Source organism: Gilliamella apicola (assembly GCF_003202655.1).
GTDB classification, from domain to species: domain Bacteria; phylum Pseudomonadota; class Gammaproteobacteria; order Enterobacterales; family Orbaceae; genus Gilliamella; species Gilliamella apicola_R.
This window is the reverse complement of sequence record NZ_QGLR01000016.1, coordinates 15,400-42,172: the sequence shown is the minus strand read 5'-3', so window position 1 is coordinate 42,172 and position 26,773 is coordinate 15,400. Positions and strand designations below refer to the sequence as shown.

The 26,773-nt window shown below is 37.7% G+C and carries 20 protein-coding genes; 6 read left to right on the top strand and 14 right to left on the bottom strand.

What is annotated here, in order from left to right; all coding sequences use genetic code 11:
• The 4 genes from DKK70_RS14480 to rpsL all read right to left on the bottom strand — a co-directional run.
• A partial coding sequence (locus tag DKK70_RS14480) for a GTP-binding protein (protein ID WP_084390269.1) occupies positions 1 to 127 on the bottom strand: 127 nt, incomplete at its 3' end.
• Between the two features lie 69 nt (positions 128 to 196).
• The gene (gene fusA / locus DKK70_RS14475; RefSeq protein WP_086359817.1) at positions 197 to 2,299 is read right to left on the bottom strand and encodes an elongation factor G; all 2,103 of its coding nucleotides are present in this window, start codon (positions 2,297 to 2,299) and stop codon (positions 197 to 199) included.
• A gap of 108 nt (positions 2,300 to 2,407) precedes the next feature.
• Complete coding sequence (gene rpsG, locus DKK70_RS14470; RefSeq protein WP_034883788.1) at positions 2,408 to 2,878, bottom strand: 30S ribosomal protein S7; 471 nt, start codon at positions 2,876 to 2,878, stop codon at positions 2,408 to 2,410.
• 100 nt (positions 2,879 to 2,978) lie between these two features.
• Positions 2,979 to 3,353, bottom strand: coding sequence for a 30S ribosomal protein S12 (gene rpsL / locus DKK70_RS14465; protein ID WP_034883792.1), 375 nt, complete (start codon positions 3,351 to 3,353; stop codon positions 2,979 to 2,981).
• A gap of 386 nt (positions 3,354 to 3,739) precedes the next feature.
• Here rpsL and DKK70_RS14460 point away from each other — a divergent pair, with 386 nt between their 5' ends.
• Positions 3,740 to 4,921 carry a XylR family transcriptional regulator gene (locus DKK70_RS14460; RefSeq protein ID WP_110434629.1) on the top strand — a complete coding sequence of 394 codons (1,182 nt, stop codon included), beginning with the start codon at positions 3,740 to 3,742 and terminating at the stop codon, positions 4,919 to 4,921.
• 66 nt (positions 4,922 to 4,987) lie between these two features.
• On the opposite strand, the gene xylB is transcribed toward DKK70_RS14460, so the two are convergent.
• From xylB to parE, 9 genes are all read right to left on the bottom strand, one after another.
• A complete protein-coding gene (gene xylB, locus DKK70_RS14455) occupies positions 4,988 to 6,445 on the bottom strand; it encodes a xylulokinase (RefSeq protein ID WP_110434626.1) in 1,458 nt (485 codons plus the stop codon).
• A gap of 72 nt (positions 6,446 to 6,517) precedes the next feature.
• The gene (gene xylA, locus DKK70_RS14450; protein WP_110434625.1) at positions 6,518 to 7,837 is read right to left on the bottom strand and encodes a xylose isomerase; all 1,320 of its coding nucleotides are present in this window, start codon (positions 7,835 to 7,837) and stop codon (positions 6,518 to 6,520) included.
• A 38-nt stretch (positions 7,838 to 7,875) separates the two neighbouring features.
• Positions 7,876 to 9,318 (bottom strand): D-xylose transporter XylE, encoded by a 1,443-nt coding sequence (gene xylE / locus DKK70_RS14445; protein ID WP_110434624.1) that lies wholly within the window; start codon positions 9,316 to 9,318, stop codon positions 7,876 to 7,878.
• Between the two features lie 267 nt (positions 9,319 to 9,585).
• Entirely contained in the window at positions 9,586 to 10,896 is a 1,311-nt protein-coding gene (locus tag DKK70_RS14440; RefSeq protein ID WP_110434623.1) for an NCS2 family permease, read from the bottom strand.
• A gap of 251 nt (positions 10,897 to 11,147) precedes the next feature.
• Entirely contained in the window at positions 11,148 to 12,713 is a 1,566-nt protein-coding gene (locus DKK70_RS14435) for a TerC family protein (protein WP_110434622.1), read from the bottom strand.
• A gap of 143 nt (positions 12,714 to 12,856) precedes the next feature.
• Positions 12,857 to 14,302 carry a TrkH family potassium uptake protein gene (locus DKK70_RS14430; protein WP_110434628.1) on the bottom strand — a complete coding sequence of 482 codons (1,446 nt, stop codon included), beginning with the start codon at positions 14,300 to 14,302 and terminating at the stop codon, positions 12,857 to 12,859.
• A gap of 14 nt (positions 14,303 to 14,316) precedes the next feature.
• Positions 14,317 to 15,174 carry a co-chaperone DjlA gene (djlA, locus tag DKK70_RS14425; protein WP_110434621.1) on the bottom strand — a complete coding sequence of 286 codons (858 nt, stop codon included), beginning with the start codon at positions 15,172 to 15,174 and terminating at the stop codon, positions 14,317 to 14,319.
• 1 nt (position 15,175) lies between these two features.
• Complete coding sequence (parC, locus tag DKK70_RS14420) at positions 15,176 to 17,404, bottom strand: DNA topoisomerase IV subunit A (protein WP_110434620.1); 2,229 nt, start codon at positions 17,402 to 17,404, stop codon at positions 15,176 to 15,178.
• 27 nt (positions 17,405 to 17,431) lie between these two features.
• Positions 17,432 to 19,321 carry a DNA topoisomerase IV subunit B gene (gene parE / locus DKK70_RS14415; RefSeq protein ID WP_110424384.1) on the bottom strand — a complete coding sequence of 630 codons (1,890 nt, stop codon included), beginning with the start codon at positions 19,319 to 19,321 and terminating at the stop codon, positions 17,432 to 17,434.
• A gap of 222 nt (positions 19,322 to 19,543) precedes the next feature.
• On the opposite strand from parE, the gene DKK70_RS14410 reads away from it, so the two are divergent.
• The 5 genes from DKK70_RS14410 to ubiA all read left to right on the top strand — a co-directional run bounded on the left by DKK70_RS14410 (position 19,544) and on the right by ubiA (position 25,038).
• Entirely contained in the window at positions 19,544 to 21,994 is a 2,451-nt protein-coding gene (locus DKK70_RS14410) for a DMSO/selenate family reductase complex A subunit (RefSeq protein WP_110434619.1), read from the top strand.
• A gap of 14 nt (positions 21,995 to 22,008) precedes the next feature.
• Positions 22,009 to 22,623 (top strand): DMSO/selenate family reductase complex B subunit, encoded by a 615-nt coding sequence (locus DKK70_RS14405; protein ID WP_219999831.1) that lies wholly within the window; start codon positions 22,009 to 22,011, stop codon positions 22,621 to 22,623.
• Between the two features lies 1 nt (position 22,624).
• Positions 22,625 to 23,464, top strand: coding sequence for a dimethyl sulfoxide reductase anchor subunit family protein (locus DKK70_RS14400; RefSeq protein ID WP_110434617.1), 840 nt, complete (start codon positions 22,625 to 22,627; stop codon positions 23,462 to 23,464).
• A gap of 30 nt (positions 23,465 to 23,494) precedes the next feature.
• On the top strand, positions 23,495 to 24,076 hold the full coding sequence (locus tag DKK70_RS14395) for a TorD/DmsD family molecular chaperone (RefSeq protein WP_219999830.1): 582 nt from the start codon (positions 23,495 to 23,497) through the stop codon (positions 24,074 to 24,076).
• A 131-nt stretch (positions 24,077 to 24,207) separates the two neighbouring features.
• Positions 24,208 to 25,038, top strand: coding sequence for a 4-hydroxybenzoate octaprenyltransferase (gene ubiA, locus DKK70_RS14390; RefSeq protein ID WP_110434616.1), 831 nt, complete (start codon positions 24,208 to 24,210; stop codon positions 25,036 to 25,038).
• A 744-nt stretch (positions 25,039 to 25,782) separates the two neighbouring features.
• Here ubiA and DKK70_RS14385 read toward each other — a convergent pair.
• Positions 25,783 to 26,676, bottom strand: a complete 894-nt coding sequence (locus DKK70_RS14385) for an SIS domain-containing protein (protein WP_219999829.1) — start codon at positions 26,674 to 26,676, stop codon at positions 25,783 to 25,785.
• Between the last annotated feature and the right edge of the window lie 97 nt (positions 26,677 to 26,773).

Here is a 26,773-nt window from a genome sequence, read left to right as displayed (position 1 = left end):
GACCACCGTATTTTTTAGAAAGTACAGAAGTAATAGCTGCAGTTAAAGTTGTTTTACCATGGTCAACGTGGCCGATTGTACCAACGTTAACGTGGGGTTTTGTACGTTCAAATTTTTCTTTAGACATCTTAATGTTCCTTTATTAAATCACTTCCCTAGTTATTATAGGGAAGTGTTACTTTATTTATATAAATAATTATTTCGCTTTACGAGCTTCAATAATTGCAGTTGCAATATTGGTTGGCGCTTCATTGTACTTCAAGAACTCCATTGAGTAAGAAGCACGACCTTGGGTTTGTGAACGAAGGTCAGTTGCATAACCAAACATTTCTGAAAGTGGAACTTGTGCTTTAACTGTTTTACCAGTTGCAGTATCTTCCATTCCTTCGATCATACCACGACGACGGTTTAAGTCACCGATTACGTCACCCATATAATCTTCAGGAGTTTCGACTTCTACTTTCATGATCGGTTCTAAAAGCACAGGTTTAGCTTTCATGAAGCCATCTTTAAATGCCATTGAACCGGCAATTTTAAATGCCATTTCTGATGAGTCCACATCATGGTAAGAACCATCATAGATAGTGACTTCAACATCAACAATTGGGTAGCCAGCAAGAACACCGTTTTTCATTTGTTCCTGACAACCTTTATCAACTGCCGGGATGTATTCTTTAGGAACCACACCACCAACAATTTCATTGTTGAATTTGTAGCCTTCGCCACCAGCTTCTAATGGTTTAATTCTTAACCATACATGACCATATTGACCACGACCACCAGACTGACGAACAAATTTACCTTCTTGTTCAACTTCATTGCGAATGGTTTCACGGTAAGCAACTTGTGGTTTACCAACATTTGCTTCCACTTTAAATTCACGTTTCATACGGTCAACGATGATTTCTAAGTGAAGCTCACCCATACCAGAAATAATTGTTTGACCTGATTCTTCATCAGTGTGAACACGGAATGAAGGATCTTCTTGTGCTAGTCGACCTAAAGCAAGTCCCATTTTTTCTTGGTCAGCTTTAGTTTTTGGTTCAACAGCAACAGAAATTACCGGCTCTGGGAACTCCATTCTTTCTAGAATGATTGGTGCGCTCTCAGCACATAATGTATCACCAGTTGTTACATCTTTAAGACCGATTGCCGCAGCAATGTCACCAGCGCGAACTTCTTTAATTTCTTCACGTTTGTTAGCGTGCATTTGAACGATACGACCAAAACGTTCTTTTCTATCTTTAACAGAGTTAAGAACAGTATCGCCAGAGTTAACCACACCAGAGTAAACACGGAAGAATGTTAAGTTACCAACAAATGGGTCAGTTGCAATTTTAAATGCTAGTGATGAGAATGGTTCGTCATCACTTGAGTGACGCTCAGCTGCTTCACCATTAGGTAATTCACCTTTGATCGCAGGAACATCTGTTGGTGCTGGTAAGTATTCAATTACCGCATCAAGCATGAATTGAACACCTTTATTTTTAAAGGCACTACCACAAGTTACTAAGATGATTTCGTTAGCAAGTACGCGTTCACGTAACGCTGCTTTGACTTCTTCTTCGCTTAACTCTTCACCACCAAGGTATTTTTCCATTAACTCTTCATTTGCTTCAGCTGCAGCTTCCATTAGGTTTGCACGCCACTCTTCGACTTGCTCAACCATATCCGCTGGAACATCTTCATAAGTGAAAGTAACGCCTTGATCAGCATCATTCCAGTTAATTGCTTTACGTTTAAGTAAATCAACTACGCCAGTAAAGCCTTCTTCTGCACCGATAGGTAGTACTAATGGAACTGGTACTGCCGCTAAACGTGTTTTGATTTGATCAACAACACGTAAGAAGTTAGCACCCATACGGTCCATTTTGTTTACGAAAGCAATACGTGGAACTTTATATTTGTTTGCTTGACGCCATACTGTTTCTGATTGAGGTTGAACACCACCAACCGCACAGTAAACCATTACAGCACCATCTAAAACACGCATAGAACGTTCAACTTCGATTGTGAAGTCAACGTGTCCCGGGGTGTCGATGATATTGATTCGGTGTGGTTCATATTGTTGACCCATACCAGACCAGAAAGCTGTAGTCGCTGCAGACGTGATAGTAATACCACGTTCTTGTTCTTGTTCCATCCAGTCCATGGTAGCTGCGCCATCATGAACCTCACCAATTTTGTGACTTACGCCAGTGTAAAACAAAATACGTTCAGTAGTCGTAGTTTTACCTGCGTCAATATGTGCACTGATACCGATATTACGGTAGCGTGCTATAGGGGTTGTACGAGCCATATTAATCCTCTATTTAGAATCGTTTGCTTATAAAATATCTTTTCAGGTTGACTGATAGTAGATATGCGCTATCAGTCTAATTTCAAGCGGCTTATAAAAGCGCTCAAATTACCAACGATAATGTGCAAACGCTCTATTAGCTTCAGCCATACGATGAACATCTTCACGTTTTTTCACAGCGGTACCTTTGTTTTCAAAAGCATCCATAAGTTCATTCGCTAGGCGTAATGCCATTGATTTATCGCCACGTTTACGTGCAGCATCTACAATCCAACGCATTGCAAGTGCATTACGACGGACAGGACGCACTTCAACAGGAACTTGGTATGTAGAACCACCAACGCGACGAGACTTAACTTCTACAGTTGGTCTTACGTTATCTAATGCAACTTCGAAAGCTGCTAAGTGGTCTTTTCCACTACGCTCAGCTAATTTATCAAGAGCTGAATATACGATTGATTCTGCGATAGATTTCTTACCATCTATCATTAAAATATTTACAAATTTCGCCAGCAAATCTGAACCGAATTTCGGATCAGGTAAAATTTTTCTTTGACCGACAACATGACGACGTGGCATTGGAATACTCCGTTTATATGTTATAAATTTTCAGGTTTACCCAAAACTCAAATGAGTTAAATGGAATTATTATAGTTTGGCCTTACTTAACGGAGTTCCATTAAGCTTTAGGTCGTTTCACACCGTATTTAGAACGGCTTTGTTTGCGATCTTTAACACCTGCGCAGTCTAATGCACCACGAACAGTGTGATAACGAACACCAGGTAAATCTTTAACACGACCACCGCGGATTAAAATCACGCTATGTTCTTGCAAGTTATGACCTTCACCACCGATATAAGAAGTAACTTCAAAACCGTTGGTTAAACGTACACGGCATACTTTACGTAATGCTGAGTTTGGTTTTTTAGGTGTAGTAGTGTAAACACGTGTACAAACACCTCGTTTTTGCGGGCATGCTTCAAGTGCAGGAACGTTACTTTTCGCTTCCTTTAGTGCTCTTGGTTTGCGTACCAGCTGATTAATTGTTGCCATTAATAAGCTCCTGATTAATTAAAATAAATTTAAAATTGCTTTTTAGATACGTAATTAATAACTGTAGCCCAAAGCCTATTTATATAAGTTTTGGGTCGCAAGATTCTAGACCTCAATAGCTATAATGTCAAGTATCAGCATAAGATCTTTATGTTATTTAATAATAATTTATATGGCCTTCAGATGTAATATAAAAATGAGTTTTTCTCTTAATTTTGATAGTGTCTTGAGCAAACGTTGTTGAGAAAATTTAGGCTGAATATGGTAGTTATTTGCACTATACAACTATACAAATTGATATTTTATGTAACACTGGTTTATTCTAATAAGCAGACTACAAATTAATGCTAATAAGTTAAATATATTAGTAGGTGATAATGATCGAGATGCAGAATAAGAGTTACCGAGTTGTTTTGCTATTTAATGCAAATAATATTTATGATCGGCAAATACTAAAAGGTATCGGGAATTTTTTAAAAGCGAATAATATTCACTGGAATATCTATATTTCCGAAACCATGCGCTATGATACTAATGCACCTTTCTATTTTGATTGCGATGGTATTATTGCTAATTTTGATGATCCAGATATTCAAGATTTGCTCGCTGATGTAGATATACCAATAATTGGCGTAGGTAGTTCGCATCACCATGATTCAAATTATCCTAAAGTGCCGTATGTTGCCGCGGATAATTTTGCCATTATAGAGAGTGCTTTTAACCATTTATGTTCGAAAGGAATTAATAAATTTGCCTTTTATGGTTTACCATTGAATCGATCTTGTCGTTGGGCAGCTGTAAGAGAACAATTTTTTTCGCAAATTGTAAGCCAAAAGGGTTATGAAGGATTTATTTATCAAGGAACCTCCACATCACTTGATAATTGGCAAGATAGCTTAGATAAACTCTCTAAATGGTTATTATCCTTACCTGTTAACACCGGTATTATTGCCGTAAATGATGCTAGAGCCCACCATATTTTACAAGCTTGTGATAGAGTTGAAATAAAAATACCTGAAGAGTTATGTTTAATTGGTATAGATAATGAAGAAGTAATTAATGATCTGTCGATGGTTTCCTTATCTACCGTTAAACAAGGAACTGAGGAGATGGGATTTGAAGCAGCTAAACTGTTGCAAAAAATATTCAATAAAGGGAAGGTTGCTACCTCGCCAAGGTTAATCTCACCGAAAAAAGTCATTGAACGTCGTTCGACGGATTACCGTTCAATACAAGATCCTTATGTTATACAAGCTATTCATTATATCCGTGATTATGCTTGTAAAGGCATTAAAGTAGATCAAGTAACTTCGGAATTGCAAATATCTCGTTCCAATTTAGAACTTCGCTTTAAAACATCATTAGGTAAAACTATTCACACGGTCATTCATGAAGAGAAATTTAATCGTGCTAAATATCTACTAATTGAATCATCATTGTCTATTCAAGCTATTTCTGAGCAGTGTGGCTATCCATCGGTTCAGTATTTTTATTTTTTATTTAAAAAGTTCTATGCAATGACGCCTAAGGATTTTAGAAGTAAATTTACAAACCTTAATTTACTGTAATTTGTTTAAAATAAAACCATAAAAAAGCAGAAAATCATATAGATATGAAATTCTGCTAGTTAAATATCAAGACATTAATGGTTTTAATTGTTGATAAATTTTTCTAAAAATTGAACGTTGTTGTTGGAATTCTGCATGTTTTTTCATATCGGGTTGGTGGGTTTGAACCATTGGTAATGGTGGTAACAACACCTCTAAGTGAGTATTGGGATTACAGGCAATTTGTGCCAGTTTCGCTGATCCTAAAGCAGGTCCCACTTCGCTCCCTTCACAATATTCGATATGGTAACCTGAAATATCACTGATCAATTGCCGCCAATAGCCACTACGGGCACCGCCACCAATAATCAGGATTTTATCCGGCGAAGTTCCGGTTTGATGAACAACATCAATACCATCGGCAAGCGCATAGCTGACGCCCAATAATATTGCTTTTGCTAGATCTACCTTGTTATGTTGATAAGTTAGACCAAAAAATACGCCTTTGGCTTCAGGGTTATTATGTGGTGTTCTCTCACCAGATAAGTAAGGTAAAAAGTAGACTGGTGGTTTATCGTCAGACGGTTGTTCCTCAATCAAACTGAATAAGGTAGCAACATCTTTAATGCCTAACAATTGACATCCCCAATCTAGACATGAAGCACAACTTAACATCACTGACATCAGATGCCAGCGATTAGGTAATGCATGACAAAAGCTATGAATTGCTTGTTCAGGCTGGCTGATAAAACGATCGGTGACCGCGAAATAAACCCCTGAAGTACCTAGTGAGAGCATTGCTTGTCCAGAACGATAAAGCCCAACACCGATAGCACCTGCTGCATTATCGCCACCACCGGCAATCACTGGAATTGAGTTGATATTCCAGCGTTCAGCAATATCATCAGTAACATAGCCAGTTATTTGATTACCTTCAAATAAGGTAGGCATATGTTGGCGATTTAAACCGCAAGCATTTAATAATTGATCGTTCCAATCTCGTTTTTCAACATCTAACCACATGGTACCAGCTGAATCAGACATATCAGATGCATATTCACCTGTGATTTTAAAGCGTAAATAATCCTTTGGTAACAGTACCATATCTATTTTGGCAAACGTTTCTGGCTCGTGTTTTTGTACCCATTTAATTTTCGGTGCGGTAAAACCTGCCATCATTAAGTTGCCCGTAATTTTTCTAGAATTTGGCACTAATTGTTCTAACTCATGACATTCAATATCACAACGGCCATCATTCCATAAAATTGCCGGTCTTAATACTTGAGATGAACTATCTAATAATACAGCACCATGCATTTGTCCACTTAGGCCAATTGCCTTGACTTGGGTTAAGTCATGCTTATGACTAAGTTCTTGTATTGCTGAATCGGCTGCTTGCCACCACTGCTGTGGATCTTGTTCGGACCATAATGGATGAGGACGCGATACAGAGAGTGGCTTGGTATTTGATGCCACAATACGTTGTTTTTCATCCATTAAAATTACTTTGACACCGGAAGTGCCTAAATCAATACCAATATACATATCTGCCTCCATTATGTAGCTATCAGAACTATAAACATAATAGTTCTGAACGGTAAATACACAATGATTTTTTTAGCCAAAAATAGCTTTATTAACAATATTTTCTAATTGCTCTTGAGCACCGCTACGTGCTTTAGGTTGTAGATTATTTACTAGGCTATATTGAGCAATTTCTTGTAGCGACATATTCCCTTGTAAAATGTCTTTACCTAGATTTTTGTCCCAATCGGCATAACGCTCAGCTACTTTTTGATCTAATCGCTTATCTTCAATCATTTTTGCTGCACATTTTAATGATAATGCCATGGTGTCGATGGCACCAATATGGCCATGGAATACATCATATTTATCAATGCTTTGCCGTCTTATTTTGGCATCAAAGTTAAGTCCACCAGTGGTAAATCCGCCACTTTTTAAAATTTCATACATAACCAGTGTGTTTTCCTCGACACTATTTGGAAATTGATCGGTATCCCACCCCAATTGTGGATCCCCTCGATTAGCATCAAGTGATCCAAATATATCTAAGGCAATAGCTGAAGCGACTTCATGTTGAAATGAATGGCCGGCAAGGGTTGCATGATTTGCCTCAATATTGACCTTGATTTCCTTCTCTAAGCCAAATTGTTTTAAAAAGCCATAAATGGTTGCGACATCGTAATCATATTGGTGTTTGGTTGGCTCTTGTGGTTTTGGCTCAATGAGTAATGTGCCGTTAAAACCAATCTTATATTTATTTTCGACAACTAATTGCATGAATTTACCAAGTTGTTCACGTTCTTGACGTAGGTTGGTATTTAATAGTGTTTCATAACCTTCTCGACCACCCCACAGTACATAATTTTGACCGCCTAACTTATGAGTAGCATTCATTGCATGGACAACTTGAGTGGCCGCACAGGCAAAAACTTCCGGATCAGGATTGGTTGCTGCACCAGCGGCATATCTTGGATTAGTGAAACAATTTGCTGTTCCCCAGAGTAGCTTAACGCCTGTCTGTTGTTGCTTTTCTAGCAAGATATCGGTCATTATTGATAAATTGTTGATATATTCTTGAATCGAATTGCCTTCAGGAGCAACATCCACATCATGAAATGCATAAAAAGGTACATTCATTTTATAAAAAAACTCAAAGGCAACATCAGCTTTAGCTTTTGCGTTACTTAATGGATCGGCGCTGGATTGCCATGGATAGTTAAATGAACCCGAACCAAACATATCTGTTCCAGCCCAACAAAAAGTATGCCAATAACAGATAGAAAAGCGTAAATGTTCGGCCATTGTTTTACCCAAAATTATCTGCTCTGGATTGTAATGTCTGAACGCAAAAGGATTATTAGTTTGTGTTCCTTCGTAATTAATGCGTTCTATTTGGTCATAGTAATGTTTCATAATATTCTCCTTAATATTGTTTTAAAATAAGTTTTGGTTTATTTATTCCAGAACTTTTCAAGTTCTTCTAAAGATTTTCCTTTTGTTTCAGGAAGCCATTTCCAGATAAAAATAGCTGCCAGTATGCTAATTGCGCCATATAGCCAATAGGCAAAACCGTTATTAAAATGAGATATAAGATAAGTATTTTTATCCATAATTGGAAAAGTCCAAGATACTAGGTAATTTGTAATCCATTGTGCTGCAACCGCAATGGATAACGCTTTACTGCGGATAGAGTTAGGGAATATTTCTGCTAATAATACCCAGCATACAGGTCCCCAAGAGATAGCAAAAGAAGCGATATAGAACAACATTGCCGCAAGGGCAATACTTGCTGATAACTGTAAATAAAATGTCGTGCCTGATGTGATCATGCCGATAGCCATGCCAATGGCACCGATTATTTGTAATGGTTTTCGACCAAATTTATCAACGGTAAAAATGGCAATGGTAGTAAAGGCTAGATTGATAATACCAACTACAATGGTTTGTAATAATGCGGAATCAGTACTAGCACCTAATGTTTTAAATACTTCTGGTGCATAATAAAGAACAACATTAATTCCCATCAATTGTTGAAATGCAGATAATAAAATTCCAATAATAATAACGCCTATACCATATTTTAATAATGAGCTGCTTTTTTTATCACAATTGGATGAGAGGGAATTGATAATGCTTTTTAATGCTTGATCGGCTGTTTGCTTTCCCAAAATGTTAACAAGAATATGTTGAGCTTTGTTTATTTTATTTTGTGCGGTTAACCAACGAGGGCTTTCTGGTACGGTGAATAATAAGGCAAAAAACAGTAATGCTGGAATGGCTAAAGACAAAAACATATATCTCCAACCAACTATATTCAACCAAACTTGATCGCCTGAACTTGCTATGCAGTAATTAACACAATAAACTAAGAGTTGTCCGAAAATAATAGCAAATTGGTTAAACGATACTAGCTTACCTCGAATCTCTGCTGGCGCTACTTCTGCAATGTACATAGGTGATAACATAGAAGCTAAGCCAACACCAATACCACCGATGATGCGATAAAACACAAAGTGAGGTACATATTGAGCTAAATAATAGGGTATTTTTTGCGATTCTACTGTATGAAAGCCTAGTTCCGGCCAAGCGGAGCCAATTGCAGCGATAAAGAATAAAAATGCGGCAATTAGTAATGAATTTCGACGACCAAAACGATTACTTAAATAACCCCCCATTAAACCGCCGATAATACAACCGATTAAAGCACTTGCCACACAGAAACCTAATAAGGAATTGGCACTCGTCTCACTTAAATGTTGCGGTTCAACAAAAACTTTAAATATAGATTCAACTGTTCCAGAGATAACGGCTGTATCATAACCAAATAATAGGCCACCTAAAGTTGCAACTAGGGTAATTCGGAAAACATATAGAGAATTGTAATGCGTACTCATATTCATACCTCCCTGTTTATCAAATTAAGTTTTAATTAAATCTAAAACTGTTCAATCAATATGCATGAATATTAAGTACAGCAACAATTACTAAATTTTGTAACGATTTTATGTTTTTTGTTTTTTGTGACGCAGATCAAATTCTCTAAAGAGTTTGAAGAAGGTGAAATGATTGCTGTAATTTGTTTGAAATTTCAGATGGAATAATTTTATGGGGGGGGAAGAAGCTATTTCTACCATGTTAATGGTAGAAATAGTTTGATGAAATTAGTGATGATCAATAAAGATAAATTTTAAAGCAAACAGTACTGCGAAAACGATCACACAAAGATTTAACTCTTTAAATTTACCAGTAAATGTTTTCAATATTACATAAGAGATAAAGCCAAGTGCGACCCCTTCAGTAATTGCAAAAGCAAACGGCATCATTAATGCAGTGATAAATGCTGGCGTTGCATCAGTTAAATCAGACCAGTTAACTTTCATTAAACTAGATACCATTAAGATACCAACAAAAATTAGTGCCCCCGATGTGGCATAAGGTGGTACTAAATGCGCTAAAGGCGATAAGAAAGTCATCATTAAAAATAATAGGCCAACTACCACTGCTGTTAAGCCAGTACGTCCACCAACTGAAATACCTGCGGAACTTTCAATGTAAGTTAATACTGATGAAGTCCCAAATAATCCGCCTAGTGAAGAGCTGAAACTATCGATTAACAACGCTTGACGCATTTTAGGAAAACGCCCTTTTTCGTCAGAAAGTCCTGCTTTGTCGGTTAAAGCTAAAATTGTGCCTGAAGAGTCAAACAGACTGACAATCATAACTGAAAAGATAACCCCCATAATACCAATATTAAGCGAGCCAGCTAGGTCAACATGACCAACAACACTGCTAACACTTGGTGGAGCAGATGCAATTCCTTGATAACTAATATTTGGATCAAGCCATAGCGCAAGTAAGGTAACCACAAGAATTGAAACTAATACCGCGGCATGAAAATTGCGTGATGCAAGAATAATAATGATAAAAAATCCAAGCGAACCTAATAATACTTTAAGTGATAAGATATTGCCTAAGGTTAGTAATGTGGCTTGTGAGCCGACCACAATGCCCATGTTCTGGAATCCCATAAAAGCAATAAATAATCCAATACCCGCACTGATGCCCGCTCGCAAACACTGCGGAATATGTTCAATCAACCAATGGCGAACTTTAAATAATGATAATGCAAAAAAGGCTAATGAACCCCAAAATATCGCCCCCATACCGACTTGCCATGAGTAGCCCATCGCACCACATATTCCATAAGCAAAGAAGACATTAAGCCCCATCGCTGGCGCTAAGGCAATCGGTAGATTAGCAAATAGCCCCATTAAAATAGTAGCCAAAGCGGTTACTACACACGTTAGAACAAAGACCGCTGATTTGTCCATACCAGTTGCAGATAGAATAGAAGGGTTAACAAAGATAATGTAAACCATGGTTAAAAAGGTGGTACAGCCTGCGATAACCTCAGTACTGATGGTGGTTTTCTTCTCTTTGAGTTGAAAAATTTTTTCGAATAGTGAATTCATATGTTAAAGCCCAATTTAGGTTGATAATAATCAATATAATCGCTATTTTTACCTAGATTAATTTGTGGTAAAAATAAAAAAGATACAAAGTTATCACTTCATATCTCAAAAAACGACAAAACACAGCGCTATTATTGCCAGTAATTTATTTTGGTCAAGCGTTATTCATATTAAGAGTAGCCTCGAATTATAGATAGATAATTTTTATAACTTACCTTCCAAATAGGTAAAATATCAGCAAACTGGTTGTTTTATGTCTCTAATTTATTTTTAGTAATTTTTACTTTTAAAATACGATGACTTTCAACTTCGGCAACTTCAAATAAATAATCGCCAATCTGGATAGTTTCCCCGACATTAAGTAAATGTTGCGCTTTTTCCATCAATAATCCAGCAAGAGTATGAAATTCCCGCTTATCATCTATAGGAATCGGAACGAATCTGACTAATTCCTCAACTGGAATATAGCCATTAGCTAGCCAACTATTATCATCGATACATTGAATATCATGTTTGGCATCGATTTCCTCTTCTTCGGTTGGAAAATCGCCGGCAATGGTTTCAATAATATCAGTTACTGACACAACACCTTGCATTGAACCAAATTCATCAACCACAAACGCAAAATGGGTTTTGGCTTTTTTAAATTGTTCCAGAGCAACAAGTAAAGAGACAGTTTCTGGAAAGATTAATGGTTGTTTTATTAAAGTACTAATATCAATAGGTTGTTTATTTTGTAAAACATCTTTTAAAAGATCATTAACTTGAATAATCCCTAATGGCTCATCAATTGAGGCATTATCGGTCACCACTAGACGCGAATGAGGATTATCAAATATCTCTTTTAATATCACCTCGCGATCATCATTGATATTGACCATATCTACGTCTAATCGAGAAGTCATAATACTACTAACAGAACGTTGCGCTAAACCTAGCACCCGTTCAACCATGTTTAATTCTTGATGATTAAATACTGATGTTTTCTTATTATTATCCGAGACAACATCAATATTGTGAGTATCGGGATCTTCTTCGACATCGCCCTTGAGCAGATGTAAAATTGCTTCGGCGGTACGTTCACGTAACGGTTTTTTGTTTAATGCTTTTCGGCGATTAAATATGGCTAATTGGTTGAAAAACTCGATCATAATTGAGAAGCCAATAGCGGCATAGAGATAGCCTTTAGGAATAATAAAACCAAAACCTTCGGCAACCAAACTGAAGCCAATCATCAATAAAAAGCTTAAACATAAAATAACTATCGTTGGATGAGAGTTAACAAAATAGGCTAATGGTTTACTGGCAACCATCATAATACCAATAGCAATACAAACAGCGATAATCATCACAGGAATGTGCTCAACCATTCCTACAGCGGTAATTACTGAATCGAGTGAAAATACGGCATCGAGCACCACGATTTGCGCAACGACTGTCCAAAAATGGGATGTCTTTTTCGGTTTACCATCTTCATGTGTTGCACCTTCTAGACGTTCATTAAGTTCCATCGTGGCTTTAAACAGCAAAAATACACCACCAAGCAACATAATCAATTGCCGAGCATTAAAACTGATTCCTGATATTGAAAATAGTGGGGTAGTGAGTGTAACTAACCAACCAGTAAACATTAATAACAGTATTCGTGTGATTAATGCAAAAGCAAGGCCGGTAATGCGTGCTTTATCTCGTTCTTGGGGTGGAAGTTTCTCGGCAAGAATGGCAATAAACACAATGTTATCAATGCCAAGGACGATTTCAAGTACAACCAGAGTGGATAAACCAATCCAAATTGTAGGATCCATGATCCATTCCATATGTCAGGTGATTACCTCTAATGAATACAGCACATGCTGCTTGATAATTCTGGCGGTAATTGAGCAAATAATCAATAAAATATTTAAATTTTTAGCTATTTTGTGAAAATTCTTCAAATTAACACTTAATTAGGTGAGGAAAGTTAACTTCGCCAGAATGTTGGCGTAAATAGAACCAACAATGTAAATATTTCCAGTCGCCCAAATAACATATCAACAACCATAACCCATTTCACCATATCACTGACATGAGCAAAATTATCACTGACACTTCCCAGACCAATCCCTAAATTGTTGAGTGATGAAGCAACAATATAAAAGGAGTCAGTTGCGTCAATCCCTGATGTCATAATGATAAATAGACTGACTAAAAATACTAATGCATAGGCAGAAAAGAAGCCCCAAACCGCCTCAATAATCCGTTCTGGTACCACCCGATGATTTAATTTTAATGTATAAATCGCATTCGGGTGAATAAGCCGTTTCAATTCCCGCGAGCCTTGCATAAATAACAGTAGTACACGGACGACTTTTAATCCCCCGCCAGTTGAACCCGCGCAGCCACCAATAAACGAAGCACATAATAGAAAAATCGGTAATGAGGATGGCCAAGTATTAATATCATCAACGGTAAAGCCGACAGTTGCAGAAACCGACACCACTTGTAATACAATTTTATCAATACTCAGGTTTCGTTGTGGCTGATAAAAGTAGATAACAAAGGCACAGATAGCAATTAAAGTAAGAAGGATAAAAATAAACGTTCTAAACTCTTGATCGTGCCAATATACTTTGAGTGAAATACCATTTAATGCGGCAAAATGTAGGGCAAAATTACAACCAGACAAAATAAGGAAAAGGGTAACAATATAGTTAATTGCCGGACTATTAAAATAGGCTAAATTGCTATCATGGGTTGAAAATCCCCCCATTGATATCGTTGAAAAGCTATGGGAAATTGCATCAAAGATATCCATTCCTGCAAACCACAAACTTATTGCACATAAGGTGGTAAGTAAAATATAGATAGACCACAATGTTTTTGCAGTTTCAGCAATTCGCGGGCGCATTTTACTATCTTTTTGTGGACCAGGAATTTCGGCACGATAGAGCTGCATGCCCCCAACACCTAATAGTGGTAAAATAGCAACTGCAAGTACGATAATCCCCATCCCACCAAGCCATTGTAACAATTGACGATAAAATAGTAGTGCTTTTGGCAAATGATCTAGATTAACAATGGTTGTTGCACCAGTGGTGGTTAACCCTGAAAAAGACTCAAAAAATGCGGTGGTTAAATTAAGATTGATATGATTATCAAACAAGAATGGGAATGCACCAATAGTACCTAATACTATCCAAAATAATACCACGATAAAAAAGCCTTCTCGGGTGCTCAATTCGTGGCGTTGATTGCGATTAGGAAACCACAATAATCCGCCCAAAATTAATGCCGCAAAAAACGAACGGACAAAAATTGCGCCAGCACCATCACGATAAATTAATGCTACCAGTGCCGGTATTAGCATAAATACCGACAACAGTGATATTAATAATCCGATAATTCTTATAATTGAGCGCCAATGCATCATAGCAATTATCTCTATTTGAATCCACGTGATGCTTTTATAAGGTCATAAGCGGCTTGAATCTCTTGAGCCCGTTTTTTGGCTGCCTCTAGCATCTCTTTTGGCAAGCCTTTTGATACTAACTTGTCGGGATGATGTTCATTCATTAATTTACGATAAGCACGTTTAATTTCAGGAATATCAGCCGATGAATCTATTCCTAAAATTTTATACGCATTTTGTAAATCTGTCTGTCGAGAATTGCTTTGATAACCGCCATAATGATTACTTTGATTATACTGATTATTTTGTTGGTACTGACTATTTTGTTGATTATCATAATGCCCATGACGAAAATGAAAACTTCCCATCATCATCTGAATATAAATAACCATTCGTTGGCGAGGAATATGAAATTCATCGGCAACAATAAACAAAATTTGTGACTCTTTTTCATCTAACTTGCCATCGACTAATGCTGCTTGGATCAGTTGTTCACAAAAAATATTTAATACATTCCGCCTAAAACGATATTGGAAGTAGAGTTCTCGCAAGCGCGATCGAAGTGGGTAATCACTCGCTTTACCACGATTGAATGACTGTTGGGCTAATTGGCGACTGGTGGCATCGAGTTGTAGCCGATCCATAAATTGCCGAGCAAGATTAATATCATCTTGAGTAACAACGCCTTTTGCTTTACTTAAATGTCCCAATACTTCAAATGCAATAGTTAAGTATAGAGTTGGATTTGATTGTGTCCTTTTTTCAGTCAATTTATTGCCCAATGCTTGATATAGCATTGGACCAATAAATAGTCCAATTATAAATCCCCATCCCGATTTTAATACTGAACTTAGTATTAATCCGAAAATAATGGACCAGATCAAAGACATATTATTCGTTCACCTCAATTCGATCGATTTTTTGTAATCCGCGCGGTAATGATGTCCCTTTACGGGCTCGCTCTGCTCTAAAGTTTTGTAAATCAGCTGAGGAAAGCGTGAGTTTGCGTTTACCAACATATAATGTTAACGATGTCTCAGGTGTTATTAGCATCATATAAGCGAGGCTATCATCACTGCCAGAGAGTGAAATAATTTTATTTCCCTTACCTTTAGATAATTCTGGTAAATCTTTTACCGGGAAGATAAGCATTCTACCTGCTTGGCTAATTGATAAAAGCAAGCTCTCTTCAGATATAATTTCTATCGGTGCAAGCACTTTGGCATCGTTAGATAAATTAATTATGGCTTTACCGTTGCGGTTACGCGCGATTAAATCACTAAATTGGCAAATAAAGCCGTAACCAGCACTTGAGGCAAGTAACAATTTTTGGTCTTCATTGGTTGACATTAAAACATGTTCAACGGTTGCACCAGCCGGTAAAGTTAATTTACCGGTAAGCGGTTCGCCTTGCCCGCGGGCGGATGGCAACGTATTTGGTTCAATAGCGTAACTGCGTCCGGTTGAATCGATAAAGACAACCGGTTGGTTACTTTTACCTTTTGCTGCCGCTTTGAAGCTATCACCGGCTTTATAACTTAACCCAACTGGATCAATATCATGGCCTTTAGCCGCTCTTACCCATCCCATTTCTGATAATACAATAGTGACGGGTTCAGAAGGTGTTAATTCTTGCTCGGTAATTGCTTTGGCTTCACTGCGCTCAACAATTGGCGAACGGCGTTCATCGCCATACTTTTCAGCGTCGGCTTGTAACTCTTTTTTGATTAAATTACTTAACTTTCTTGGTGATGCAAGTAGAGCTTGCAGTTGATCACGTTCTTTAGCCAGATCCGCTTGTTCGCCTTTGATGCGCATCTCTTCCAATTTGGCTAAATGGCGAAGTTTTAACTCTAAAATAGCTTCCGCTTGGGTTTCGCTTAAGGCAAATCGTTTAATTAATTCGGCTTTTGGATCATCCTCATGACGAATGATTTCAATCACTTCATCAATATTTAAAAACGCAATTAATAAACCATCTAAAATATGTAATCTTTTAAGTATTTTATCCAAACGATAATTTAGACGACGTGTTACTGTTAAACGTCGATATTCTAACCATTCGGTTAATATTTCGAGCAATCCCTTAACTGATGGACGATTATCTAGTCCAATCATGTTCATATTAACGCGATAGCTTTTTTCAAGATCGGTAGTAGCAAAGAGATGATTCATTACTTGCTCTAGATCCACGCGATTAGATCTTGGCACAATCACCAAACGAGTTGGGTTTTCGTGATCAGACTCATCACGTAAATCTTCAATTAACGGCAATTTTTTCGCCCGCATTTGTGAGGCAATCTGCTCTAAGATTTTTGCACCAGAAACTTGATGTGGCAAATCAGTAATAACAATATCACCATCTTCTTTTTTCCATACTGCACGCATGCGGATTGAGCCGCGTCCAGTTTGATAAATCTTAGCTATATCGTCTGGTGAGGTGATAATTTCGGCTTCGGTTGGATAATCCGGCCCCGGTATGTGAGCCATCACTTCGCTAAGCGTTGCTTTCGGGTTATCAGCCAACATGATGGCGGCATTGGCCACTTCTCGAATATTATGTGGCGGGATATCGGTTGCCATACCAACTGCAATACCGGTGGTGCCATTTAATAAAATATTTGGTAATCGCGCTGGCAACATTTTCGGCTCTTGCAAAGTACCATCAAAATTTGGGATATAGTCAACGGTACCTTGGCCTAATTCGCCTAATAATAATTCTGCATATTTTGATAGACGTGATTCGGTATAACGCATTGCGGCAAATGATTTAGGATCATCAGGTGCCCCCCAGTTCCCTTGGCCATCAACTAACGGATAACGATAAGAGAATGGTTGTGCCATTAACACCATGGCTTCATAACAAGCACTATCACCATGCGGGTGATATTTACCTAACACATCACCGACAGTACGCGCGGATTTTTTGAATTTAGCTTGCGCATTTAACCCTAATTCTGACATGGCATAAACAATGCGGCGCTGCACAGGTTTTAAGCCATCACCAATAAAAGGTAATGCGCGATCCATAATGACATACATTGAGTAGTTTAAATAGGCGCTTTCGGTAAATGTTCGTAGCGACTGAACTTCTACTCCGTCATGAGTTATTTCACTCATTATTGTTCCTCTAAATTATTCTGTATATTAGACATCAAGTTCAACTTGGTCACCTTTTTCTTGTAACCACTCTCGGCGATCTTCGGCGCGCTTTTTCGCCAACAACATATCCATTAATGCCATGGTTTCTTCGGCACTATCAAGTGATAACTGCACTAATCTGCGGGTATTAGGATCCATCGTTGTTTCACGCAATTGTAATGGATTCATTTCACCTAACCCTTTGAAACGTTGAACATTCGGTTTGCCTTTTTTACGTTTCAGTTGATCTAAAATGCCTTCTTTTTCTTCTTCATCTAGGGCGTAATATACTTCTTTACCTAAATCAATACGGTAAAGTGGCGGCATAGCAACAAAAATATGACCATGTTCCACCATCGCCCGAAAGTGACGAACAAACAATGCACAAAGTAATGTGGCAATATGCAATCCATCTGAGTCAGCATCAGCTAAAATACAGATTTTACCGTAACGTAATTGACTCAAATCATCACTATCAGGATCGATACCAATCGCAACAGAAATATCATGAATCTCTTGAGAGCCCAAAACTTCGTCAGAAGAGACTTCCCAAGTATTTAAAATTTTACCTTTCAACGGCATAATCGCTTGATATTCACGATCGCGAGCCTGTTTAGCTGAACCACCAGCAGAATCACCTTCGACTAAAAATAGTTCAGTACGACTTAAATCTTGTGACGAACAATCGGCCAATTTACCCGGTAAGGCCGGACCACTGGTCAATTTTTTACGAATGACTTTTTTCGATGCGCGTAGCCGTTTTTGTGCACTGGAAATTACCATTTCAGCTAATAATTCAGCAATTTGTACATGCTGATTTAACCAAAGGCTAAAGGCATCTTTAACAATCGCCGAAACAAATGCTGCGCTTTGTCTTGATGATAAACGTTCTTTAGTTTGACCAGCAAATTGCGGTTCTTGCATTTTCACTGATAACACATAAGCACAACGTTCCCAAATATCATCAGCGGTTAGCTTTAACCCTCGAGGCAGTAAATTACGGAACTCACAAAACTCCCGCATCGCATCAAGTAGGCCTTGGCGTAAACCATTCACATGAGTACCACCTTGCACCGTTGGAATCAAGTTAACGTAACTTTCGGTTAACAGTTCGCCACCTTCCGGTAACCAAAGTAATGCCCATTCGACCGCTTCTGTTTCGCCGGTATGATTACCGGTAAATGGCTCTTCTGGTAATAGAGTATATCCACTAACTGACTCCATTAAATAATCTTTTAAGCCATCTTGATAACACCAGCGTTGCTCAGTGTTATTAATTTTGTCTTTGAAAATGATTTCCAATCCAGGACAGAGTACTGCTTTCGCTTTAAGCAAATGAGTTAAGCGTGGCACGGAAAATCGAGGTGAATCAAAATACTTTTCATCCGGCCAAAAACGTACTTTGGTTCCGGTATTACGACGACCACAGGTACCTATCACCTGCAAATCCTCTACTTTATAACCGTTTTCAAAAGCAATTTGATAAACTTGTCCATCCCGGTTGACGGTAACTTCCACTCGTTTGGATAACGCATTAACCACTGAGATACCCACGCCATGCAAACCGCCAGAAAATTGATAATTTTTATTAGAAAACTTACCACCAGCATGTAAACGACAAAGTAAAAGTTCAATAGCCGGCACACCCTCTTCAGGATGAATATCAACCGGCATACCGCGCCCATCGTCAATAACCTCAAGTGAATTATCTTCATAAAGGGTGACTTTAACTTGGCGAGCATGTCCCGCAATAGCTTCATCGACACTGTTATCAATAACCTCTTGTCCCAAATGATTTGGGCGAGCGGTATCAGTATACATGCCTGGTCGATGGCGAACAGGATCGAGTCCTTTTAAGACTTCAATATCAACAGCATTATAAGTGGATTGTGACATAACTTTTCTATTTATTCGAATAAATGGTCGTATTATACCAGTCTTTCTTTAAGATGCATGAAATTAAATTTATAATAGCAAGTAAAATAAATTTGTAATTGATAATAATTCTTATTTAATTAATTTATTTTAAGTTAAATTCGATTTTAATCGTTTTTCTGTATTATAATCTTAATAAATTTATTATGATAAATACCTCCCAGATAGAGATGATGGAATAGGATGAGCAGGTCAGAAAATAAGATAACTCGGCGTGATTTTTTACAAAAATCATTAGCAATAAGTGGGGTGGCTGCATTAGCTAGTAATATACAATTACCTTTTGCTTATGCAACGCCTGAGACAGATCCTAATAAAGTGCCGCCAACTAATTCGACTAACGAAGAAAAGATTTTTTATAGTGCTTGCTTAGTCAATTGTGGCAGTCGTTGCCCATTAAAAGTACATGTTAAAAACGACATTATCACCAAAATATCTTCTGAAGATGGAATTAATGATGCTGTCTTTGGACAACATCAAATTCGACCTTGTCTTCGTGGACGTGCTGTTCGCTGGCGGACTTATGATCCTGAACGATTAAAATATCCAATGCTGAGAATTGGTAAACGCGGTGAAGGTAAATTTAAGCGTATCTCGTGGGATGAAGCCATCAATCTATTAAGCGAAAAACTCAAATACACTATTAATAACTATGGTAATGAAGCTATTTATTATCAATATGGCACGGGTACCACAGGTGCAAATATCTCGGGGCGTAACGCTTGTAAGCGCTTTTTAAGCACAATCGGCGGTCATCTAAATTATCATGGCGATTATTCCAGTGGACAGATCACCGCGATGCAACCGTTTATTTATGGTAATGCTAAAGCTTCATTATTAGATCAAATTAAGCACTCCGATCTGGTTGTCATGTTTGGTCACAATATTGCAGAAACCCGTATGTCCGGTGGTGGCCAAGTTAACGAAATGTTTAATGCCTTAGCGCAAAGTAAAGCTAGAGTCATCATTATCGACCCACGCCGTAGTGAAAGTGTGGTGGGTTTTAATGCTGAATGGATGCCGATTATCCCAGGAACAGATGCCGCACTGGTCGCTGGAATTATTTATGCTTTACTTGAAAAAGATCGTATTGATGAGGCGATGTTAACCAAATATTGTATTGGTTGGAATGCCGAAACTTTACCTGATGAAGCGCCACTTTTTAGTGACTATAAATCTTATATTTTAGGATTGGGTGATGATGGAATACCTAAAACCCCAGAGTGGGCGAGCAAAAAAACCGGGATTGCGGCCGATCAGATTCGAAAATTGGCGTTAGATATTGTCAATGCCAAAGCTGCATGGATTTCCCAAGGTTGGGGACCACAACGTTGGCAAAATGGTGAGCATACCACAAGAGCGATTATGATCTTACCTATCATTACCGGTCAATTTGGTAAGCAAGGTACCAATATTGGAACTTGGGGGGAAAGTATTACCTATCCAGTACCTGGCTTAAATATGGTTAACCCAATTAAAACTAGTATTCCTTTCTTTTTATGGACTAAAGCGATCGAAGAACCGCTCAGTATGACCGCCCAAAATTCTTATATAAAAGGTAAAGATAAATTAGATGTTGGTATTAAATTCCTTTGGAGTTATGCCAGCAACGTCATCGGTAATCAACATTCCGATCTCAACCGAACTCATCAAATTCTACAAGATGAATCAAAGTGTGAATTTATTTTAGTATGGGATACGCATATGACTGCTTCGGCAAAATATGCCGATTTATTGTTACCAGATGTCTCATCAGTTGAAAGTAACGATTTAATCAATAACTCATATGCATCGGGTGCTTATCATTATGTTATCCGTATGCAACGTGCCATTAAGCCACTTTGGGAAAATCGCCCAGCTTATGATGTATTGACTGAACTATCTGAAAAAATGGGTGTTAAAGACAAATTTACCGAAGGCCGAAGCCAAGATGATTGGATCGCCTATAGTTATGAAAAAATGCGGAAACTCGATCCAAATTTACCTTCTTTTGCTGACACTGATGGTATGGGGGTTGTTGATCGTAAATTAGCTAATAGTGATGCCCATATTGGCTTAAAAGCGTTTCGCGATGATCCAATAAAAAATCGACTAAATACGCCGTCTGGTAAAATCGAAATCTATTCAGAGGCATTAGTCCAAATTGCCGAGCAGTGGGAGTTTGATGAAGGTGATATCCTCTACCCGATACCGGCCTATTTGCCCGCAATTGAGGGTAGCGAAGATACTCAAAAACGGCAAAAATATCCATTACAATTGATTGGTTTTCATATCAAAGGGCATTGTCACTCAAGTTATAGTAATCTTCCGCAACTTAAAGAAGCGGTGGCAAGTAGTATCTGGATTAATCCATTAGATGCTGAAGTAAGGCAAATAAAACATGGTCAATTGGTTGAAGTTTATAACGATCGTGGCCGACTTTATATTCCAGCTAAAGTCACACCACGCATATTACCCGGCATTATTGCTATTCCACAGGGATTATGGGCCAAAACCAATGCGGCAGGTATTGATATTGGAGGCTGTATTAATCGTTTAACCTCGTTGCGACCATCTGTACTGGCCAAATCTAATCCTCAGCATACCAATTTGGTTGAAATGAAACCATTAACGGTTACGCCGGCGGCATCGTAAGGGAGATGATAAAAATGCAATATGGATTCTATATTAACTCAGCCAAATGCACCGGTTGCAAAACTTGCCAAGTAAGCTGTAAAGATGAAAAAGATAATGCGCTAGGGATTAATTTCCGGCGTGTCTATGAATATGGCGGCGGCAGTTGGCAACAAGTCGATGGATGTTGGCAAAATGATACCTTTGTCTATTATTTATCGGTCTCCTGCAACCATTGCCAAGAACCAACCTGTGTACAAGGTTGCCCAACCGGTGCCATGCATAAACGTCAAGAAGATGGCTTAGTCGTTGTCAATCAAGATATCTGTATCGGTTGTCGTTATTGTGAAATGCGTTGCCCTTATGGTGCACCACATTATGATCATCAAAAACGAGTTATGTCCAAATGTGATGGTTGTTATGAACGTGTCTCGCAAGGTTTAAAACCAGTTTGTGTTGAGTCTTGTCCTCAACGTGCTTTGGATTTTGATGAAATTGGCAAATTGCGTGAGCTTTATGGCCAAGAGTGTGATATTGCACCGTTACCAAGTTCAGAATTAACCAAACCAAGTATTGTGATAAAACCACATCCACAAGCTAAAGTAACCGCTGAATCGTTTGGTTCCATACTTAATCCAGAGGAGGTCTAAAATGCAGGAACTACCACTGGTATTTTTTACGGTAATTGGCCAACTATCAGCAGGAATGATTCTCTTAAGTGGATTATTTTATCTTGTTTCTCGTTCGCCAACTAAATTAGCTATCACGCGAAGGATCTATGCAGTATCGCTCATCTTTATGATGATTGGCATGGGCGTTGCCTCCTTACATTTAGGGCAACCATTACGCGCATTGAATGTCATTTTTGGCATAGGGCGTTCACCAATGAGTAATGAAATTTTTACCTTTTGCTTATCATTTGGTATCGCTTTTGCCTTTGTCATACTTAACCATTTTGTTCTATACCCGGATAGTACAAAATTAAAAATCATCAAACCACTATGTCAAAAAATTAACCGCATTCCTGGTTTAAACTATTTATTAGCCACTATGTTGGTCATATTAAGCCAGTTATTTGTATGGTCAATTGTACAAACCTATATGTTACCAACGATTAAAACCTGGAATACCCACTATACTGCAATACAAATGTATACTGCAATGTTAGTGCTAGGCGGTATTGCGGTTACTTGGTTAGGTCTATATCGAATTGGCTATTGTGCTTTTTTTATTGGTAGCTCGGTGATTCTACTAGTAAAAAGACCTTACTTAGAACTCATGACTAGCATCGCCCCAGAGCTAGCGAATAATCAACATGACTTGAACGTTATCCAATGCAGATTGTTGATTGGCGCTATGGTATTACTTTTATTAACGATTTTGTGCCGCCGCCATCCCAAAATACTCTATCTATTGGTGTTTATTGGCGTATTTGTCGCCGAAATTTGTGAACGTATTACCTTTTATAATTTGTGGATGATAACCATCTAATGGTGTAATACTTTATACAATATTAATGCAATGATGAATAAAGGATTGAATAGTTTGGATAATCTAACATCTATCACTTTGGCGAAAATATTAGGCGCTTTTTTTTATTATCCACCCAAAAGTGAGCAGATAAATTCATTGCTTGAAGGATTATTACAGGTCGATCAGTTAACCAATTGGCCAAATCAATCCTTAATAACAGAACAGTGCCAAATATTAAAAAAACAGATAGATCATCCTGAAATAGAATATCAATTCTCGCTACTATTTGAAGGTCAAGGTAGTATGATCGCCCCACCATGGGGATCGGTCTATTTGGATCAAGACAAATTACTTATGGGCGAATCACAAGAACGCTACCGGGCATTCTTACAACAACAAGGTTTGAGGCTCAATACCGGGATGAATGAGCCGGAAGATCAGTTCGGTTTAATGTTAATGGCTTATGCACTACTGCTTGAAAAACATCAATTTCAAGCAGCTAAACAATTACTGACCGAACATCTATTAACTTGGGCGCCAGCTTATTTAGATAGTCTAAAACAAAACCAAATCAGCCCGTTTTACCAAGCATTGGCCATAGTTGCCGAAAACTATTTGCCAATGCTATAAACTTTATTGCAGAGCAAATTGATCGTTCGTTTATTTGATAATGCAATATGCTCAGTGAACGCAGCGGATTGCAGCTTTTAGGGGAACAGGTATAATCCATCTATTATGATTCAGGATAATGACTACCTATTATGTTAGCTTATTTACAGTTGATGCGCTTAGACAAGCCAATTGGTTGCTTATTACTACTTTGGCCAACATTGTGGGCGATTTGGCTTGCTACCGCGACGCCATCGGTTCATGTCGTTAGCGTATTTGTACTTGGCGTGATTGTTATGCGCTCTGCGGGTTGTGTGATTAATGATTATGCTGACCGGCATTTTGATGGAAAAGTCGAACGCACTAAAAATCGTCCTCTCGCTCGTGGTGCATTGAGCGAAAAAAATGCCTTATACACCTTATTTGTGTTACTAGTAATTGCACTGGGTTTATTGCTTACTTTAGATAAATTAACGTGGTTAATTGCTGGATTTGCCTTAATTACCGCAATGGTCTACCCATTTATGAAACGTTATACCCATTTACCACAAGTGACCTTAGGTATCGCCTTCAGTTGGGGAATACCGATGGCGTATGCCGCCACGATCGCACAATTTCCTTTAACTTGTTGGTTACTCTGTTTGGCTAATATTTGTTGGACAATCGCTTACGACACCGAATATGCTATGGTTGATCGCAATGATGATTTGAAAATTGGTATAAAATCTACAGCCATCCTATTTGGTCGTTATGACAAGTTTATTATTGGGGTATTGCAAACGTTAACTTTAATTTGTTTAGCATTCATCGGCATAAACAACCATTTTCATCAATTTTATTATATTGGTTTAATCATCGCTTTATTGCTGTTTATCTATCAACAATGGTTAATCAAAGACAGAGATAGAACCAATTGTTTTAAAGCCTTTATGAATAATAACTATATCGGCCTGTTTATATTTATCGCGATCTTTATTGAATAAAATTTTATCATCTTTATTAAAACACCACTAAAGTCGTACTGTGCGGCTTTAGTATTTTTAATTGCAGTACATTTGTTATCAAAAAGCGCAACAATATAGCCTCACAATATTTTTTACAGAAAGTATGCTGGCTTTCTAAAGAGATAAAATCTGATAGGCGACTATCTATTTTAATTATTAGAAATAGTCGGATTGGCGTTGCTGTGCGCCAACTTATCTTGCTGGTTAGCGTTTAATTATTTTTAAATAATAGTCGATGATTAGCAATTGTGACGATATAGACTTGGCAATATTTTTTACAGAAAAGTATGCTAGATTTCTAAAGTGATAAAATCCGACAGGCGACTATCTATTTTAATTATTAGAAATAGTCGGATTCACCTTAGTTTGCGTCAACTTATCTTGCTGGTTAGCGTTTAATTATTTTTAAATAATAGTCGATGATTAGCAATTGCGACGATATAGCTTCGCAATATTTTTTACAGAAAAGTATGCTGGCTTTCTAAAGTGATAAAATCCGACAGGCGACTATCTATTTTAATTATTAGAAATAGTCGGATTCACCTTAGTTTGCGTCAACTTATCTTGCTGGTTAGCGTTTAATTATTTATAAAAAATAGTCGATGATTAGCAATTGCGACAGTGTAAATTCCTCAATATTTTTATGCAGGCGAATCACAACTAAAAAGATTGAGGAAAGAGGAGATTAACAAGATTTTCATATTTAATTATTTAAAAATTATCTCATTCATTAGATAGCGTTTTTTTATGTAATGGTTTGACGACATCAATACTCCGCTCCAAATGGACTTTGGATTTTTCATGATCCAAAACCACAATTGCGATAAATAGTGTATCTAACAAAGTGAGTTGGATAATTCGAGCGGCAGCATTTTGACCGAGTAACGGTCCATTTTTGGCTGGGCTAAAGATAGATAAGTCAGAAATTTCAGCCAATTCTGATTGGTGATTATTGGTAATACAAATAATCTTCGCCTGATTCTTTTTGGCAACCAATATTGCATTACATATTTCTGCGGTGTTTCCTGATTGAGAGATAGCAATAACCACATCGTTTTCTTTTAATTGGCTCGCTACCATCACCATCAAATGATTATCACTATAAGTATGGCTGTGAATTCCTATTCTCAATAATTTATGCTCAAAATCTTCACCAACAATTGCTGAACCACCTACACCAAGAATAACGATCCGATTAGCATGGAAAATCCATTGTGCAGCTTTGGAAATAATTTTAGCATCAACAATAGATTGAGCTTCTTTTAATGCTTGCACAGAGTTATTAAACACTTTCTCAATAATATCTTCGACATTATCTTTTTCTGACAGTTCTTGCTCTTTATCAAAAGGCAAGGCATCAAAATAGGAAAGCAATGCACTTCGAATTTCTCTAAAACCTGAATAGCCTAACTTTTTGGAAACTTTTACTAGCAATGGTTCTGAAACAGATAATGCTTCGGCCACCTCTTTAATACTGGTTCTTGGCTTTAAATTACCTTTAGTCATCATCCATTCAATAATTCGTTGTTCGGTATTACTCAAACTTGAAAGTGAAATACGAATCATTGCTCCAATTGCTAACGCATTAGAACTTTCAGGATCATTTAGCTGTTTCACATTTTTACTCCGTAACATTTTTGAAGGGTAATTTTAACCCAATTTCAATTTAAGCACATGGTAAAAAGCAAATTTTTTATTTTTGGTAAACTTTACA

Bases quoted from the DNA above. Each gene is read 5' to 3' on its own strand.
- DKK70_RS14430 (WP_110434628.1), bottom strand. From the start codon at position 14,302: ATGCATTGGCGCTCAATTATAAGAATTATCGGATTATTAATATCACTG.
- fusA (WP_086359817.1), bottom strand. From the start codon at position 2,299: ATGGCTCGTACAACCCCTATAGCACGCTACCGTAATATCGGTATCAGT.
- parC (WP_110434620.1), bottom strand. From the start codon at position 17,404: ATGAGTGAAATAACTCATGACGGAGTAGAAGTTCAGTCGCTACGAACA.
- DKK70_RS14395 (WP_219999830.1), top strand. From the start codon at position 23,495: ATGATGAATAAAGGATTGAATAGTTTGGATAATCTAACATCTATCACT.
- DKK70_RS14440 (WP_110434623.1), bottom strand. From the start codon at position 10,896: ATGAATTCACTATTCGAAAAAATTTTTCAACTCAAAGAGAAGAAAACC.
- djlA (WP_110434621.1), bottom strand. From the start codon at position 15,174: ATGTCTTTGATCTGGTCCATTATTTTCGGATTAATACTAAGTTCAGTA.
- DKK70_RS14460 (WP_110434629.1), top strand. From the start codon at position 3,740: ATGCAGAATAAGAGTTACCGAGTTGTTTTGCTATTTAATGCAAATAAT.
- DKK70_RS14435 (WP_110434622.1), bottom strand. From the start codon at position 12,713: ATGGAATGGATCATGGATCCTACAATTTGGATTGGTTTATCCACTCTG.
- xylA (WP_110434625.1), bottom strand. From the start codon at position 7,837: ATGAAACATTACTATGACCAAATAGAACGCATTAATTACGAAGGAACA.
- parE (WP_110424384.1), bottom strand. From the start codon at position 19,321: ATGTCACAATCCACTTATAATGCTGTTGATATTGAAGTCTTAAAAGGA.
- DKK70_RS14410 (WP_110434619.1), top strand. From the start codon at position 19,544: ATGAGCAGGTCAGAAAATAAGATAACTCGGCGTGATTTTTTACAAAAA.
- rpsL (WP_034883792.1), bottom strand. From the start codon at position 3,353: ATGGCAACAATTAATCAGCTGGTACGCAAACCAAGAGCACTAAAGGAA.
- DKK70_RS14405 (WP_219999831.1), top strand. From the start codon at position 22,009: ATGCAATATGGATTCTATATTAACTCAGCCAAATGCACCGGTTGCAAA.
- rpsG (WP_034883788.1), bottom strand. From the start codon at position 2,878: ATGCCACGTCGTCATGTTGTCGGTCAAAGAAAAATTTTACCTGATCCG.
- xylE (WP_110434624.1), bottom strand. From the start codon at position 9,318: ATGAGTACGCATTACAATTCTCTATATGTTTTCCGAATTACCCTAGTT.
- ubiA (WP_110434616.1), top strand. From the start codon at position 24,208: ATGTTAGCTTATTTACAGTTGATGCGCTTAGACAAGCCAATTGGTTGC.
- xylB (WP_110434626.1), bottom strand. From the start codon at position 6,445: ATGTATATTGGTATTGATTTAGGCACTTCCGGTGTCAAAGTAATTTTA.
- DKK70_RS14400 (WP_110434617.1), top strand. From the start codon at position 22,625: ATGCAGGAACTACCACTGGTATTTTTTACGGTAATTGGCCAACTATCA.